This is a genomic window from Gilvimarinus sp. F26214L, from assembly GCF_054401055.1.
In genome coordinates this window covers 1-14,721 of record NZ_JBTIYG010000025.1, presented here as the reverse complement: position 1 = coordinate 14,721, position 14,721 = coordinate 1, and the positions used below count along the sequence as shown (strand labels likewise).

The window sequence follows — 14,721 nt, the reverse complement described above, 5'->3', positions numbered from 1 at the left end:
GGCATTGACTCATTCTTACCGCCCCCTGTTGATGTTTCCTGGTTCAAAGAAGGCGACAACTATCCTGACACAGGGGGACAAGGGCGATACAAAAGCTGTTGAGATCGCTCAAACGATATGCGCTTTCTCAAACACTGAAGGCGGCGATTTGATTATCGGCGTCACAGACAACGTAGAACTGGTGGGCATAGACGAGCAAGTCCGCAGGGCGTACAAAGCTTCTCTGCAAGAGGCGCTCAGTTCGTACTGCAAGGACCTAAATAAGCTGCTTTTTGAGAACCTGACAGAGTCAAACTGCTTCAGCATATCCGAGGTAAAGATATCGGGTGTTTGGGTTGTTTGCGTTTTAACTTCAAGAACGACCAGATGGAATTTTCTTACCACCACGGAGGTTCCTTATGTTCGGAAGGGATCATCGAACGCAAATGCGACGCGACTGGCTGTCATGGGCATACGCGAAGGTCTCAAGGGCTCGCCAGGCTTGAGTCTGTATTGACGCCCAGGAGCAAGCCGATGAGTGCTCGGCTATTACGATGGGATGTAAAGCAGAGTGCCAATGCCCTAGGAAGTGCAAATTTGAAGAATTGGGATTACATGAACACGCTATACAGGCTTGCTGCACTTACAGCACACCTGTGCACAGGGGCTGCCGGCCTCGCAGGCCTAGCTTGCGGACGAGTAAAAAAAAGCCGAACCATGGGTACAAAATCGACCGCGAATCGGCGACAGGATGAGCAGGCGTGACGCTAAGCCGTTGTTTTCATACGGTTTACGGAAATCTCACGCTGTCCAACGTTCTCGTTTTCGATGATTTTTACCAGGTCATCTGCCGCACGCTCCATCAAACCTCCGGTTCGCATAATGTATATTATGTTGAATCATGGCCGAGGAGCTTAAGGGAGCCAATTAGGTCGCGCCCCCCGTCACCGCTCCTGCGGCAGACTTTCAGCGTTCTGAAGCCCCCAGCCGCTCGATGACTGCATCGGTAAACGCCACTGTGCCGGAATTGCCGCCCAGATCGCGGGTGGTCCGGTCTCCGGAGGCGATTACCTCCCGCAAGGCCTGGCGAATACGCGCGGCTTTGTCTCCCATATTCAGGTAGTCCAGCATCTGGCAGCTTGCGAGAATGACGGAGCTTGGATTGGCGATGTCCTTGCCGGCAATGTCCGGCGCGCTGCCGTGCACCGCCTCGAAAATGGCGCAGTCATTGCCAATATTCGCGCCGGGCGCCATGCCCAGGCCGCCAACCAGGCCAGCGCACAGGTCAGAGAGAATGTCGCCAAACAGGTTCGTCGTAACGATTACGTCGAACTGTTGCGGGTTCATCACCAGTTGCATACAGGCGTTGTCGACGATCATCTCGTTGAACTCCAGTGCCGGGTAGCCTTTCGCCACCTCCCGCGCTGTGTCCAGAAACAGACCCGATGTTGATTTCAGAATGTTTGCCTTGTGAACGACTGTGACCTTGCGGCGATTTTCCCGCTGAGCCAGTTCAAAGGCGAACCGCAGTATGCGCTCGGACCCTTCTCGCGTTATCACACTCAGGGCTTCCGCCACCTTCTGATCATCCGAGACCACCTGGCCGCGGCCGGAGTACATCCCCTCGGTATTCTCCCTGACCGTGATAATGTCCACGTCGCTGTAACGCGCCTTGGTCCCTTCGAAGGAGATTACCGGTCGAACATTCGCGTAGAGCTGAAACCGCTGGCGCAGGTCGACGTTGATGGAGCTGAAGCCTTTTCCGATCGGGGTGGTCAGGGGGCCTTTCAGGGTGATGCCGTTACGTTCAATGGCATCCAGGGTGTCGTCGGGTAACAGCGATCCACCCGCCTCCAGCGCACTCAAGCCGGCTACCACGTACTCGTAGGATAAGTCGCAGCCGGCGGCGTCCAGTATTCGGATGGCGGCATCCACGATGCTCGGACCGATTCCATCGCCTCTGATCACCGTAATCTTTTTCGCCATCTCACACACCTCTTTCACCGTGAATTTGCAGCCTTCAGTCCGTCGCTCAGCCCGAGAGCTCTACCGGGACTGCGTTTCCGCACACCGGATGCAGAATGGAGTCGCGGGAATGCCAGTCATTCTAAGGCAGTGGTTGCCCCGTTTCCATGGTGGGTAAAGCAGGAAAGCCGACAGCCAGGCTGACGCTCTTACCGCCTGGCGAGGTAGATCGTATTGCTCGCGGGATCTTCCTGGAACGGGTTGTAGAATGACACGACCTTGGCTTCGACCTCCGCAAACACCTGTTGCAGCTCATCAATGAAAGCTCCGTCCGGAGCATCGTTGGACCATAAACCGAACACGCCGCCAGGTTTGATCTGGCGGGCCATTCGGCCGAGACTCTCGGCGGTGTAAAATCCAGCGTTCGTGGCGTTCAGATGAGCGCTTGGCGAGTGATCAATGTCCAGCAGAATGGCATCGAACAGGCGATCGGGATCTTCAGGATCAAGGCCGGGCCCTGAGGCCAGGCGAAAAAAGCTATCGCAAACAAAACGGCAACGGGCATCGGCATTCAGTATTTCCCCGATGGGCACCCTTCCCTGCCGATGCCAGTCAATAACCGGCTGGAGTGCTTCGACGACGATCAGGTCCACGATACGTGCATCTCTCAACGCCGCCTCGGCGGTATAACCAAGGCCAAGGCCGCCGACCACCACCTGCAGCTGAGCCCCGTCCACCTCTTTGAGCGCCAGATCCGCGAGCGCCACCTCCGCCTCCACAAAGAGGCTGGACATCAGAAACTCGTCGTTCAGCTTCACTTCGTAGATGTCGCGGTCGCCTACAGCCGGAATCCTCCGCCGGCGCAGGGATATCTCCCCGAGCGGCGTTATTTGCGCATCAATTTCTTCAAAAAGGCGACCCATGGGCGAGTTCCTGGCAAAGACCCGCATGTTATCAAAAATCGAACGGGCTTGGGCGAGCTCTATTATCGCTGAAACCTGGCTGGGATTGGAACGGGTGAAATGGCTCCCGGTATCGTCGTGTTGCGATCAGTTAAAAGGCGTATCGATATAATTGACCGTAACCGAATCGCTATCAAAAAGGATCAATCCATATCCTGGAGGTTCCGCACTCCGCGACAGGCGCGGAGCGACTGAGTCGAACGTGAACTGGACATGGGTGCTCTTGAGGGTTGCGAACGAATGCCCTTTCCAATTTCCGCAGGCGTTTCGGTGTACGTGACCACAGAAGATGTGCACCCCCGGTTGGTGGGTGAGAAGAATGCGCGCAAGCTCATCGCTATCGATCAGTCGAAGACGATCCAGGGCCGGAACTCCAATGGACATTGGCGGGTGGTGCATAAACAGCAGCACAGGCCGGTCGCCGGCTTTATCGAGTTGGGCCTCCAGCCAGGAAAGACGAGTCCTGCAAAGCTCTCCTTGCGGTTGCCCCTCAGCCCGCGTATCCAGGTACACAAGCCGCATCCCGCCCAGGTCTTCCGCTGAATGGATGAAAGAATCATTATCCGTGCTTTCGGGGAACACTTGTCGCAGCGACGGAGGGCTATCATGATTCCCCGCGAGCAGTCGCACGGGCGTGAAAAAGTCCCCGACCAATCCGCGCAAGACCTTGTATCCATCGGGATGAGCGGATTGGACCAAGTCGCCAGTCAATACCAGTCGATCCGCATCGGGATGCCGTGCACCAACCTCGTCCAGGATGCGTCGAAACCGATCGACCGGATCGACATTGGCGGGCCAGAGCGCGCCGGGTGCAGTGAGGTGTAGATCGGTCATCCAAATAACCTTCTTCATATGAAAAGATCCTCCGGGTCGTCAGCCAACGGGTGATGGCTGAGTCCTGAACGATGGTTGAAGGACAAAAAGCGCAAAGCATGCGAGTACGCCGAGCAGTGCTGTAAAAGTCAGTGCGGCAGTGCCGAAATGGGTGATTAGAACCGCAAACAGGAACGGTGAGAGCGCTTGTGCGAGCCGTGCCGGTGCCATGAGGATGCCCTGCATTCGGCCGTAACCCTGCGGGCCGAACATCGCAAGCGGCAAGGTTCCTTTAGCAATGGTGAGAATGCCGTTGCCTGCGCCATGCATCAGGGTGAACGGTGTAGCCGCTGATGCCCCCGCCCATATCAGCCCGACGGCGCCGAGCGGATGGCAAACGGTCGCGAGACGCGCGGATATCAGAGGGTGGAATCTCCGCAGGAGAATAACTTCGAGAAAGCGCGCGGCGACCTGTGCGGGACCAACGAGCGCCGCAGCAGCGATGGCCATGGCGGGGCTCAGTCCCGATTCCTGCAATATCCATGGCAGGTGCGCTGCCATCGCTGTGCTCGTGAACCAGGTCACCGCAAAAACGAATGCAAGGAGCGCGGTGACTCGGAGCGGTGCCGGGGCTGCGGGTGGCGCCCCCGGGTCGGATCGCCCTTTCCTTCCGTGTGGCAAGCGGGCGTTGAGTGGCAACCCAACTACAAGGTGCATCGCAGCCCAGGCAGCGCAGGCGCTGCGCCAGCCGAACTCTGCTTCCAGCCAGGCTGTCACCGGCCAGCAAACTGTGCTGGCGAAACCTGCCAACAGCGTTATGCCGCTGATTGCCGGGCGTGCATTCTGGCCGAGAATTCCGGCGAGCGTTGAGAATGCCGCTTCATAGAGCCCGAGCGCCATCCCTACCCCGATCACCAGCCAACCGACGCCAAGCAATATCACGCTGTCGGCAACCGCCAACGTGAGGAGGCCCGCGGCGAAAACGATGTTGGATATAACAAGGACCATGCGGCCGCCATGCCGGTCGATGCTTGAGCCCGCAATCGGGCCGATGATCGCGGTGATGATCAGCGCGAGAGAGAAAACTCCGAATATTGTGCTGGTGTCTACGCCAAGGTCATCAGCCATGGGAGCCGCCAGAATCGCAGGGAGGTAGTAAGTCGATCCCCACGCCAGCGTTTGAGCGAGCCCCAGTGCCAATACGATGCGTAGAGTTAGTGACATCCGACCTCCATGATCGAGGCATCGGGCCTCGAGGTAAGATCGAAGACTAACCCTCGATGCCCGAGGTGTCAATATGGCTCGAAAGGCTACTGGTTGGAGCACATCGATCTGCTTCACGGCCAAGCCGTTCTTGAGCCAAGGCTGCGGTGCAAGATTGGGCAGGCGCGGCTTCCCGCTACCCTTAATGGTTCCGGGCGAACCACTCGTGAACGGTTCCGCGTCTTACCCGGTGGCTGAGCGATTCCGATGGCGGCTGATGTTTATCCCCTTCGGTGGAGCGCGATGCGCCCTTCCTGCTGGCTCGGGTACCGAGCCATGAACTCCCGCTCCGCCCTGTGGGGATCGTTCACAGCGTAGCTGGGCACATCAAACATCATGGTGCTGCGCTGCTGCAGATCGTAGGCATTCCACGCGGGAATGCTGGCGTTATTGGGGTCGCCAGTACGGGCAAAGGCAATCCAGCTATTGGCCATGTTGTCCACCATGGCGCGGGTGTGATCGGTTTCGGGGCCGGTGATATGGGGCACGGTATGGACGTTGTCGAACATGAAGGGCAAATCCAGGGAGTGCTGCGAGACGCGGCGCCCCTCCTCCACCGGCTGGCGCCACATCAAGCGGTAAACAAAGGTTTTGCCACTGCCACCGCCCTTGATGCGCTGCTCGGCCATGATGGTTTGATCCCGCACATAGCCCCGCGCGGACACGATGGTGAAGAAGATCTCCGAAGGATTGGCCTGTGGCCGGGAGGCTGTGAAAATTTCCCAGGCCTCGTTGATGTCCGATTCTTCGATAAAGCTTTTCAAGCGCTCTTTTGCCTGAGTTTCATTCATATCGAAGATGCCCGGAATACCGCCCATCTGGTTAGTCAATTCAGTACGGGTGGTGCCGAGCATCATGGGCAGATCATTGGAAAGGGTCGGCGCGTCCGGTAACCAGGGATGTTGCTGGAAGGTCACGCCGTCCAATACCGGCGAAAACCGGGTGCCCGCCGCAGCGGCTACTTTGCGCTGAGCGGTGGTCAGCACATCAATATCCACCTCTTGCAGTTTCAACGCATTTTGTTTGCTGATGCCGAGCTCCTTCAAAAGGTTCTCCGCCAGTTGGTGGGCCACCTCCAATGGTTGCACCTTCAGGTGGGAGCCACTTTGCACCACGCCTTTGTGGAACAAACCTTTCGCCAAGTCGGCCGCATAACTCAGGCTCACTTTACGTCCGCCACCGGACTGACCGTAAATCATCACATTGTCCGGGTCGCCGCCAAAACCCGCGATGTTTTCCTTCACCCAGCGCATGGCCGCCACCAGATCCAGGAAGCCCACATTGCCGGACTGGGCGAAATCCTCACCCAAAACGCCGCCCAAATGGCAGTGACCAAACACATTCAGACGATGGTTAATGGTGGCCACCACCACATCACCGCGGGCGGCGATATTACTGCCTTCGTACAAGGGCTCCGAACCGTTGCCTGCTTCGAAGCCGCCGCCATGAAACCACAACATAACCGGACGCCTGGCGCTATCGATGCCGGGTGTCCACACGTTGATACGCAAGCAGTCGTCGGACATGGGCTGCGGGCCTGCCAATCGAGTCTGGATTTGCGGCGATTGATGCCCGTAATCAAAAGCGTCTTGTATACCGCTCCAGGCCTTCGGCTCAGTGGGCGGCAGAAAACGTTTGGCGACTCCGTAGCGCATACCCTTGAACACATGAACACCCCGCGTGTTGACGCGGCCCCGTACTTTGCCCTGGGCAGTCTCCACGATGGGCTCCTTCGTGGCGAAAGCGAGGGGCGGCAAGAGCAGCCCGCTAGTCGTAAGACCAACGCCACCCCCGATGAACGCTCGGCGTTTTATCATTATTCTGTCCTCTGTTGTCTGTCTATTCAGGGTTAGCCACCTTGTGCCATTGGGAGGGAGCGCATCAGATGATGCGATCACCCGCAGCTTGCGCAGCCCAGTACGCCCGGAATTCCTTGCGAGGGTCGTCCACCGCAGAGGTATTTTCGCCGAATACCAGCGTGCTGCGCTTGCTTGTGTCATAGCTCGGCCATTTCGCCGTGCGCTTGTTGTTGGGGTCGCCGGTGGCGGCGAGGGACACCCAGGCACTGGCCAGCTGTTCCGCAAGCTTTTTATTCTCGGCGGTGGGTCCTGCCAGTGGAAAACGGATGTCGTACATGGAGTAGGCCACGTCCACACCGTGTACGGCACCGTAGCGGCCACCGAAAGCTGCGCTCGGGACTGTCCACAGATACTTCCAGACCGGTGCCCCGCCCTGCTCTGCCTTCCGGTCGGACATCACATGGGCGCTGCGACGGAATGTGGCGTCCGTGTCGATGCGCGCGTTGATGATGAAGGGACTCGCCTTGGGGTCTTCGTGACGGTACATCCTCAGCAAATCTTCCGCATCCTTCCCGACGCGTTTTTCCAGTCCCGCCTTCACCTGGTCCCATGTCATTGCGAAATTGGTTTGCCGGTAGGTGCGCTCGTCCAATACGGAGCTGACGATCATTGGAATGTCTTTGGCCAGTGGCGGCGCGTCCGGGGTGAAGGGATGGCGCGGCAGCGCGTCACCAATAACGGGAGAGAACGAGCGCGGAGCTTCACCCCGGGAGCGCTCTTCCGCCTCCACTTCCGCCTGGGCGTTCAACAAAGTGGTAAAGGGCAGTTGCTGAAGTTTTTTGATGTCTTTTTTCGTCAGGCCGAGTTGCTTCAGCAAGCGGTCGGAGACTCGTTCAGCCTCTTCACGGGTCATGGAGGTCAATGCCGAGCCACTCATTACCCCGGCGCTGTGAAAGAGGCCCTGTGCCGAAGGCATGGTCAGCAGATTGCTCACCTTCGCGCCGCCGCCGGACTGACCAAAGATCATGACGCGGCCGGGATCGCCGCCGAACATCTCGATATTCTCCCTGACCCACTCCAATGAGGCCACGAGGTCCTGCAGTCCTACGCTACCGGAATCAGCAAACTCACCTTCGTCGCCCAGATACAAATAGCCCAACGAGCTCAGGCGATGATTGACCGTAACCACCACACAATCGCCAAAGCCTGCCAGCATCCAGCCATCAGCACCCGGTGTATTGCTGGACCCGCCGTAAAAACCCCCACCGTGAAAGCGCACAATGACCGGCCGCTTGCCGCCCGCCCTGGCTTCCGGTGTATACACATTCAGCACCAGGCAATCTTCACCCATGCCGCCGGGCTGCACATCGTTGAGAATGAGATCGGCATACACATGACGACGGTTGCCGGGGATCTGCGGCGCGATGTTTCCATAACCTGAAGCGTCCCGAAGGCCACGCCACTTCTTTACCGGCTGTGGCGGTAGAAATCGGTTGGCTCCGCCGGTATCCGCGCCGTAGTGAACGCCCTTGAAGACGGACACGCCGCCATAGTTCAGGCCACGCAATTTTCCGTTGGCTGTTTCCACCACCGGAAATACATCCGCCTGCGCCGCACCAACCCGGCCCAGGCAGGCCGCCGTGGTCAAGACCGAGGCGCCCATTAAAAATTGTCGACGCTGCATAAGTCCCCCTGTCAAAAGCTCTTCTAAGTTATGTAGTGCGGCAAAGCCGGCAAATCCTTCAATCGAACACCCCGTGCGTAGGCGGCGTTGCCCACCACAAAGGACTCATCAGGGAGATCCACGGTGGCAATCCCCACCCGCGCAAAGATCTCTCGGCATTGCTCGCGCGCTCGGGCATCCAGCGGCGGCACGCGCTCGGGCGGTTCTTTCAGGTCTGGCAGCAAACCACCGTTACCGCCGGTGAGCCATTTCATGTACTTGATGTGCAGCCAGGGGTGCCCACCGATGCTGAGCGAGGGCTCCTGCAAGGCGTAGAACGCGCTGGCAATGGGTTCAAACTGCCAATAGAGCTTGTAGGCCTGTTGCTGCTTACCCCGGCGCAGCAAGTGGAGAAATTCGGTCACCCAGGGCGTGTCCGGCGATTGCAGCGAATCGATGCCCCACTGTCCTGTCCATTGCATGGGGTAACGGGCCGACAGCAACAGCATCAGCTCCAGGTCCACCACACCCAGCAGCAAACGGTCCCCCAGGCGCTCAGCCAATGCAAAGGCATTGGCTGGCCTGGTGACCTGGGTGAATTTCACCGCGATCACATTATCCAGGTCGGCCAGGCGGTCGAAGGCATCCAGTGGCAGGCCGGTGGGATCCAGATGGGTTATTTCCGGGCTGGGTTTGGCGTAAAGCACGATCCCCAGACGAGTGTTAGTGATGACCTCGCGCATCTGCTCATACATGGCCTCCTGGCTGGCAAGCTGCGGATTGAAGTACATCAAGGCGTGGGAGACGCCCGCCTCTTCCTGGGCCTGTACCGCGCCTTTCAAAGTGCTCCAGGGGCCCGGGCGAATAATGCCTACCCTGTGAATCCTGCCTTGCGCCTCCTGCGCGATGATGCCCTGCATCTGCCGCTCGGCTCCGGCGTCGATACCCAGGGGCAGCGGCAGGATCGAGCAGAAGCCCTGGGCAATGGCGTGGCGCACATCCTGGCGAATGCCCTCCTCGTCCAGCGTTTTGAGATCGGGCATGAGCGAGGGCATAACGAACGCTTCGCCGCCCCGCAGTTGCTGTTGGGCCCAGGCTTTGTTGACCGTTGGCTTCATGTGTTCACCCTCTCCGGCAAGCGAGTTCGTGACGTAGGGCGCAGTGAGCAGCGCAGCCCCCGCTGACAGACCCAGACCGACAAATTCACGGCGGTTGCAGCGCGACAGGCATTTGGTGGTGGGCATATGCGGCGTTCCTGAAGGTTGCGACAAAAACAGCTCGAAAAGCTCGAAACTAGCATAATTTCCGGGGTCTCCACACTTGAGCAACGTTTCTTAACTATTTGGGAACCAGGTTCTCGCAACCATCAACCGGAGCACTTGGGCGCCACCGGTGCGCAGTTTGCAGTCTCGCCTGAACACCATGGCTAAGCAGGGGGTCGATAGCAAGATAATCACATTCCTTGTTAAAACGAGACGCCACAATGTGGGATGAACGATACAGCAGCGATGAGTACGTATACGGGACCGAGCCCAACCACTTCCTTAAACAGCATTATTCCCTGATTCCCCAGGGACGGGTGCTGTGCCTTGCGGAAGGAGAGGGCCGCAATGCGGTCTTTCTGGCCGCTAAAGGTTATGAGGTCACGGCCGTCGATTCCTCGAAAGTGGGGCTGGACAAGGCGCGCAAGTTGGCGGACAGCCGGGGAGTACAACTGGACCTTGTTCACGCGGACCTGGCTGACTTCGACCTCGGTCGCAATCAGTGGCAAGGCATCGTCTCCATATTCTGCCACTTGCCGCCGGAGCTACGCCGCCGGGTCTACGAACAGGTGCCGGCGGCGCTAGGCCGGGATGGGGTTTTTCTGCTGGAAGCCTATACCCCGCGTCAATTGGACTATGCCACGGGTGGACCACCCGAGCGCAGCCTTTTGGTGGAGCCCGATGATCTTCGCGATGAACTGGATGGCCTCGACATTCAGCGCCTGGCGGAAACCGAACGGGAGGTCCGCGAGGGGCGGTTTCACACAGGGCCCGCCGCTGTGGTGCAGGCCGTGGCAGTCAACCGGGCCGGCGCCCGCTTTCAGTTCTCCAGCAACCGTGGCTCCGCCATTCACAAGGTGCGTTATGTGGAGAGTGGAGGCGGCGCTGCGGAGGAGAACTGCCGCGTATGCACGCCCAAGGTGAAACCGGGGTAACCCCCGTCATCGGAAGCAGTCGTCCTTCTGCACGCTAAGGAGAGCCCCCATGCCCGAATTCAAAATAGTTGTCCCCGACCAACTTGTAGTCGGCGGTCAGGTCCAGCCGAAACAGGTCGCCGAGCTGGCCCGCCAGGGTTTCAAAACGCTGATCAGTAACCGCCCCGACCAGGAAGAAGCGGATCAACCCGGCTCCGAACAGGTTCGCCGCGCAGCCGAAGCACAAGGCATGGACTACGTCCACATTCCCGTCAGTGCCGAGAGTATTTCCCACTCGGATGTGGAAGCTTTTCACCTGGCCATGTCGGACAAAGGCAAGCCGGTATTCGCTCACTGCGGCAGCGGGCGGCGCTCATTCCTGCTCTGGGCGGCCGGTCAGGCGCTGTTTGAGGATGCGTCCGTCCAGGACCTTATGGAACAGGCACAAAGGCTGGGCATTGACGCGAGTGTTCTGCCCCAAATCATCGAACAGGTGGGCGGAAACGAATGACTGGACCTGAACTCGACAGCCGAATACTACAGCCAACATCAAGGGAGCTTACCGATGATATTTCGTCAACTCTTCGAGCCGGTCTCCAGTACCTACACCTATCTCCTCGGCTGTGAAGACACCGGCCAGGCCGTTCTCGTGGATCCGGTGGTAAACAGTATCGACCGGGACCTGGAGGAAATCACCAAGCTGGGAATGAAACTGGCGTACACAGTGGATACCCACATCCACGCGGACCACATCACCTCCGCGCTGGAAATGAAAAACAAGGTGGGAAGCAAGATCGCCAACCCCGCGGTCGACAAGCTGGACTGCACGGACGAGGGGCTGGAAGAAGGCAAGCCCTTCCAGGTGGGCAGTATCACCTTGCAGCCGATTCATACGCCGGGCCACACCGATGGGCACTTTGCCTACGTCTTTCAGGAGCGAGTGTTTACCGGCGACGCCCTGCTTATTGAAGGCTGCGGCCGTACAGATTTTCAGAACGGTGACGCGGATGCACTGTACAAAAGCGTGAACGAAAAACTGTTCACTCTTCCGGATGATTACCTGGTCTATCCCGCCCACGACTACAAGGAGCGGCGCGTGTCCAGTATTGCCCAGGAAAAAGACCGCAATGCACGCCTGGGCAAGCAGAAAAGTCTAGAGGAGTTTCGCGAGATCATGACCAACCTCAATCTGCCCTACCCCAAATTCATTGACTACGCTGTTCCCGGAAACCGCCAATGCGGTGTGTGCCCGCCGGATCTGCCGGAGCATTTGCAACATTATTGTGAGCAGATGGCCCACAGCCCCCAGGGTTAGTGCACGCGCCCTGTCGATCTCCGCCGCTCGATTGCGGTGTAAATCTTCGCATTCGCATTTTTCCACAGACACCGGTTGTGCGTATCGATTGTGGTAGCATTGCCGGGTTTCTAATAGGTAGTCGGGATCTTCGGATAAGGGTGAACATGGTGCGGTTGAAAACCTGGCAGGCAGTAACGATTCCAGTGGCGATTGCTTTTGTGCTTGTAGCCTTCGAGATCCCGCTGAACGACTGGACAAGCACCGCCGCGATCAGTCTTGCGTCGGGAGTCGCCGCGCTGAGTCTTATGGGGTGGTCCGCCATTCTTTCCAGCCGTGTCTCGGCCGTGGAATCCGCGCTTGGCGGCCTTGATCGGGTTTATCAAGCGCACAAATGGATGGGCATCTGGGCTCTGGGCTTCGCATCATTTCACCTGGCATTCAAGGCGGATCTGAAGGCCTGGGACACCGCTTCGATCATTTCCCTATCCGCGCCTACGACGCGCCTGGTTCGTCAGCTCAGTTACATTGTGCTGGTATTCATTGTAGTGCTCGCCCTCAACCGCAAAATTCCCTACAACCAGTGGCGCTGGTGGCACAAGTTGTCCGGTCCGCTCTTTCTGGTGGTTGTGGCACACTGGCTGAGCTTTGCCTCACCCATCGAGCTCGGCAGCCCCGCGGGGATCTGGCTCGCCCTGGTGTCCGCGCTGGCTATTACAGCGGCGCTGTACAAACTGCTTCTCTATCCCTTTCTCGCCCGGCATGCTGAATACGAGGTTGCCAGCGTGTCCCCCGGCGCGGGCGGCGCGGTTCATTTGAGCCTTACACCTGTGCGCAACGCCGTGGATTTCGAACCGGGGCAGTTCGGCTTTCTGAGCATGAAGGAGGACGGCCTCCGCGAACCGCACCCCTTCACCATCGCCAGCGGCAAGGCTGCGGACGGCCGTGTGGATTTTCTCATTCGCAACCTGGGTGACTACACGCGCAAACTGATCGCCAAGGTGCAGGTGGGCATGCACGCGGACATCTACGCTCCCTACGGTCGTTTCAAGCGTCCGGACAATGGCAAAAGAGAAATATGGATCGGGGGCGGCGTGGGCATATCACCTTTCGTGTCCTGGTTGCAGGATGATTCCGCCAACAACTTTGATCGCGTTACCCTGTTCTATTTCTCCACTCCCGGCCGCGAGTTCCCCAGCGCAGTCATTCTCGCCGAAATGGCAGCCCAGCGCGGCGCGGAACTGGTGCCCGTGTCGGGCAGTGCGACGCGCGCGGACTTTCAGGAACGCTTCGCTGCCATAGCTCAGGAGTGCGGTCCTGAGTCCCTGATTATCAGCTTCTGTGGCCCCAAAGGGCTGCTGGAGGATATTCGCCGGCAAATGAAGCAACTGGGTATTCCCGATTCCGCTCTGCAACATGAGTTCTTTGAATTCCGTTAGTTGTTGCCTCACACCCGCCCTCGCTGGTCACGACCGGCGCGGTGCTTGGGGGATACGATTGGGGGCTGCCGGTATGTAGCGGGCGCCCTGGAATCAGGTCCAGCCCACTGCGCCGGCCCACCTCGCTGACCGTCCCATAACGCGCCCGACCGTGGGCCTGGCTTAACGCCCGCTTAATGATGCTCTGGTTGACTGGCCGCCCTTTCTGGTCCGTCAATTCCCGGAGCATACTCAATGAATCCAATGCAGTTGTTGACTTCGGTCGCCCTCCTCCGCTGGCCCGCCGGGCTCGCTGTACTGGGGACGATACTGTTGAGCGCCTGCGGCACCGAGTCGGGCGCCTCCAAGCCGACGGCACCCAAGGCAGCCGTGACCGTCGCGGCGGTGGAAACGGGCAACGCGGTGCAGTACGGGGAATATGCCGCGCGGGTGCGGAGCTCTGGCGCCGTGGAACTGCGCGCTCAGGTGGGTGGCGTGTTGCAGGATCGTCTGTATCGGGAAGGCGAGTTCGTCCAACAGGGTGAAGCCCTGTTTCAGATCGACCCGGAACCGTACACACTGGCCCTGCGCCGCGCCAAGGCGGAATTGGCGGAAGCAAAGGCCGAGCACGGCAATGCGAAGCGGGAATGGCGTCGTCAGCAGGACCTTTTTGCCCGCAAGGTCAGCAGTGAGCACGACAAGGACAAGGCCGAAACGGCTCTGCAGGCCGCGTCGGCCCGATTGCAAAAGGCGCAAGCCGCCGAGAACGATGCCCGGCGCATGTTGCGCTACGCCCGTGTGGAAGCGCCCGTGGCCGGCGTCGTTGGCCTCGAGGCACTGGCGGAAGGCAACCTGGTGGAAAGCGGTACCCTGCTGACCACTATCACGCCCCTTGATCCCATCCATGTCCACTTTACATTGCCCGCCCGGGACGCCGCGCTGCGGCAAGCCTCAACTGTCGACGGGACCGACAGTCCGGTAACCATTCCAGTAACCACTGGGCTGCTTCTCGACCATGGGCGCACCTTCGCCCATGAGGGACAGTTGAATTTTACCGACGCGCGCATCGATCCCCGCACTGACAGTATCCAGATGCGCGCGGTGTTTCCAAACCCTGACGGCGAGTTGTTGCCAGGCCAGTTTGTACGGCTGAAACTGCCCCTGCAGCAATACCGAGATGTAGTCCTTATCGATCCGAAGGCAGTCACCGAAGGGCCGCAGGGGCCCCAGGTGTTTACGGTTGAGGATGGCGCTGCGACCGGTGAACAAACCGCCCGATCGCGGCCCGTTGAGGCTGTAGAAAAACTCCGATAACAAGCTTCTTTTTGCTAGAATTAGGCATCATTTTCAGGGATTGATGCTATGGGCAACTTCAAGAAATCTAACTAC

Annotated in this window: 13 protein-coding genes; 6 read left to right on the top strand and 7 right to left on the bottom strand. The window is 58.9% G+C overall.

All coding sequences use genetic code 11. The features are described 5' to 3' along the window. Window positions 1–496, top strand: a 496-nt coding sequence (locus ACURWW_RS16975; protein WP_445618325.1) for an ATP-binding protein, incomplete at its 5' end; no start/stop codon positions are given. Between the two features lie 449 nt (window positions 497–945). Here the strand turns inward: ACURWW_RS16975 and ACURWW_RS16970 are convergent. From ACURWW_RS16970 to ACURWW_RS16940, 7 genes are all read right to left on the bottom strand, one after another. Then, complete coding sequence (locus ACURWW_RS16970) at window positions 946–1,965, bottom strand: isocitrate dehydrogenase (RefSeq protein WP_445618326.1); 1,020 nt, start codon at window positions 1,963–1,965, stop codon at window positions 946–948. Window positions 1,966–2,153: 188 nt separating this feature from the next. Beyond that, window positions 2,154–2,867 (bottom strand): spermidine synthase, encoded by a 714-nt coding sequence (locus ACURWW_RS16965; RefSeq protein ID WP_445618327.1) that lies wholly within the window; start codon window positions 2,865–2,867, stop codon window positions 2,154–2,156. A gap of 126 nt (window positions 2,868–2,993) precedes the next feature. After that, complete coding sequence (locus ACURWW_RS16960; RefSeq protein WP_445618328.1) at window positions 2,994–3,758, bottom strand: phosphodiesterase; 765 nt, start codon at window positions 3,756–3,758, stop codon at window positions 2,994–2,996. 21 nt (window positions 3,759–3,779) lie between these two features. Beyond that, complete coding sequence (locus ACURWW_RS16955) at window positions 3,780–4,919, bottom strand: MFS transporter (RefSeq protein ID WP_445618329.1); 1,140 nt, start codon at window positions 4,917–4,919, stop codon at window positions 3,780–3,782. 284 nt (window positions 4,920–5,203) lie between these two features. Further along, complete coding sequence (locus ACURWW_RS16950; protein WP_445618330.1) at window positions 5,204–6,799, bottom strand: carboxylesterase/lipase family protein; 1,596 nt, start codon at window positions 6,797–6,799, stop codon at window positions 5,204–5,206. A 64-nt stretch (window positions 6,800–6,863) separates the two neighbouring features. Continuing rightward, a complete protein-coding gene (locus tag ACURWW_RS16945) occupies window positions 6,864–8,465 on the bottom strand; it encodes a carboxylesterase/lipase family protein (protein WP_445618331.1) in 1,602 nt (533 codons plus the stop codon). 23 nt (window positions 8,466–8,488) lie between these two features. Further along, window positions 8,489–9,688: a dihydrodipicolinate synthase family protein gene (locus tag ACURWW_RS16940; protein WP_445618332.1), complete on the bottom strand. Its 1,200-nt coding sequence runs from the start codon at window positions 9,686–9,688 to the stop codon at window positions 8,489–8,491. 239 nt (window positions 9,689–9,927) lie between these two features. Here ACURWW_RS16940 and ACURWW_RS16935 point away from each other — a divergent pair, with 239 nt between their 5' ends. From ACURWW_RS16935 to ACURWW_RS16915, 5 genes are all read left to right on the top strand, one after another. Next, window positions 9,928–10,641, top strand: a complete 714-nt coding sequence (locus ACURWW_RS16935) for a class I SAM-dependent methyltransferase (protein WP_445618333.1) — start codon at window positions 9,928–9,930, stop codon at window positions 10,639–10,641. A 49-nt stretch (window positions 10,642–10,690) separates the two neighbouring features. Further along, a complete protein-coding gene (locus tag ACURWW_RS16930; RefSeq protein WP_445618334.1) occupies window positions 10,691–11,131 on the top strand; it encodes a TIGR01244 family sulfur transferase in 441 nt (146 codons plus the stop codon). A 54-nt stretch (window positions 11,132–11,185) separates the two neighbouring features. Then, a complete protein-coding gene (locus ACURWW_RS16925; protein WP_445618335.1) occupies window positions 11,186–11,935 on the top strand; it encodes an MBL fold metallo-hydrolase in 750 nt (249 codons plus the stop codon). 146 nt (window positions 11,936–12,081) lie between these two features. Then, window positions 12,082–13,353 carry a ferredoxin reductase family protein gene (locus tag ACURWW_RS16920; protein ID WP_445618336.1) on the top strand — a complete coding sequence of 424 codons (1,272 nt, stop codon included), beginning with the start codon at window positions 12,082–12,084 and terminating at the stop codon, window positions 13,351–13,353. A 234-nt stretch (window positions 13,354–13,587) separates the two neighbouring features. Next, complete coding sequence (locus ACURWW_RS16915; protein ID WP_445618337.1) at window positions 13,588–14,646, top strand: efflux RND transporter periplasmic adaptor subunit; 1,059 nt, start codon at window positions 13,588–13,590, stop codon at window positions 14,644–14,646. Window positions 14,647–14,721 lie beyond the last annotated feature (75 nt).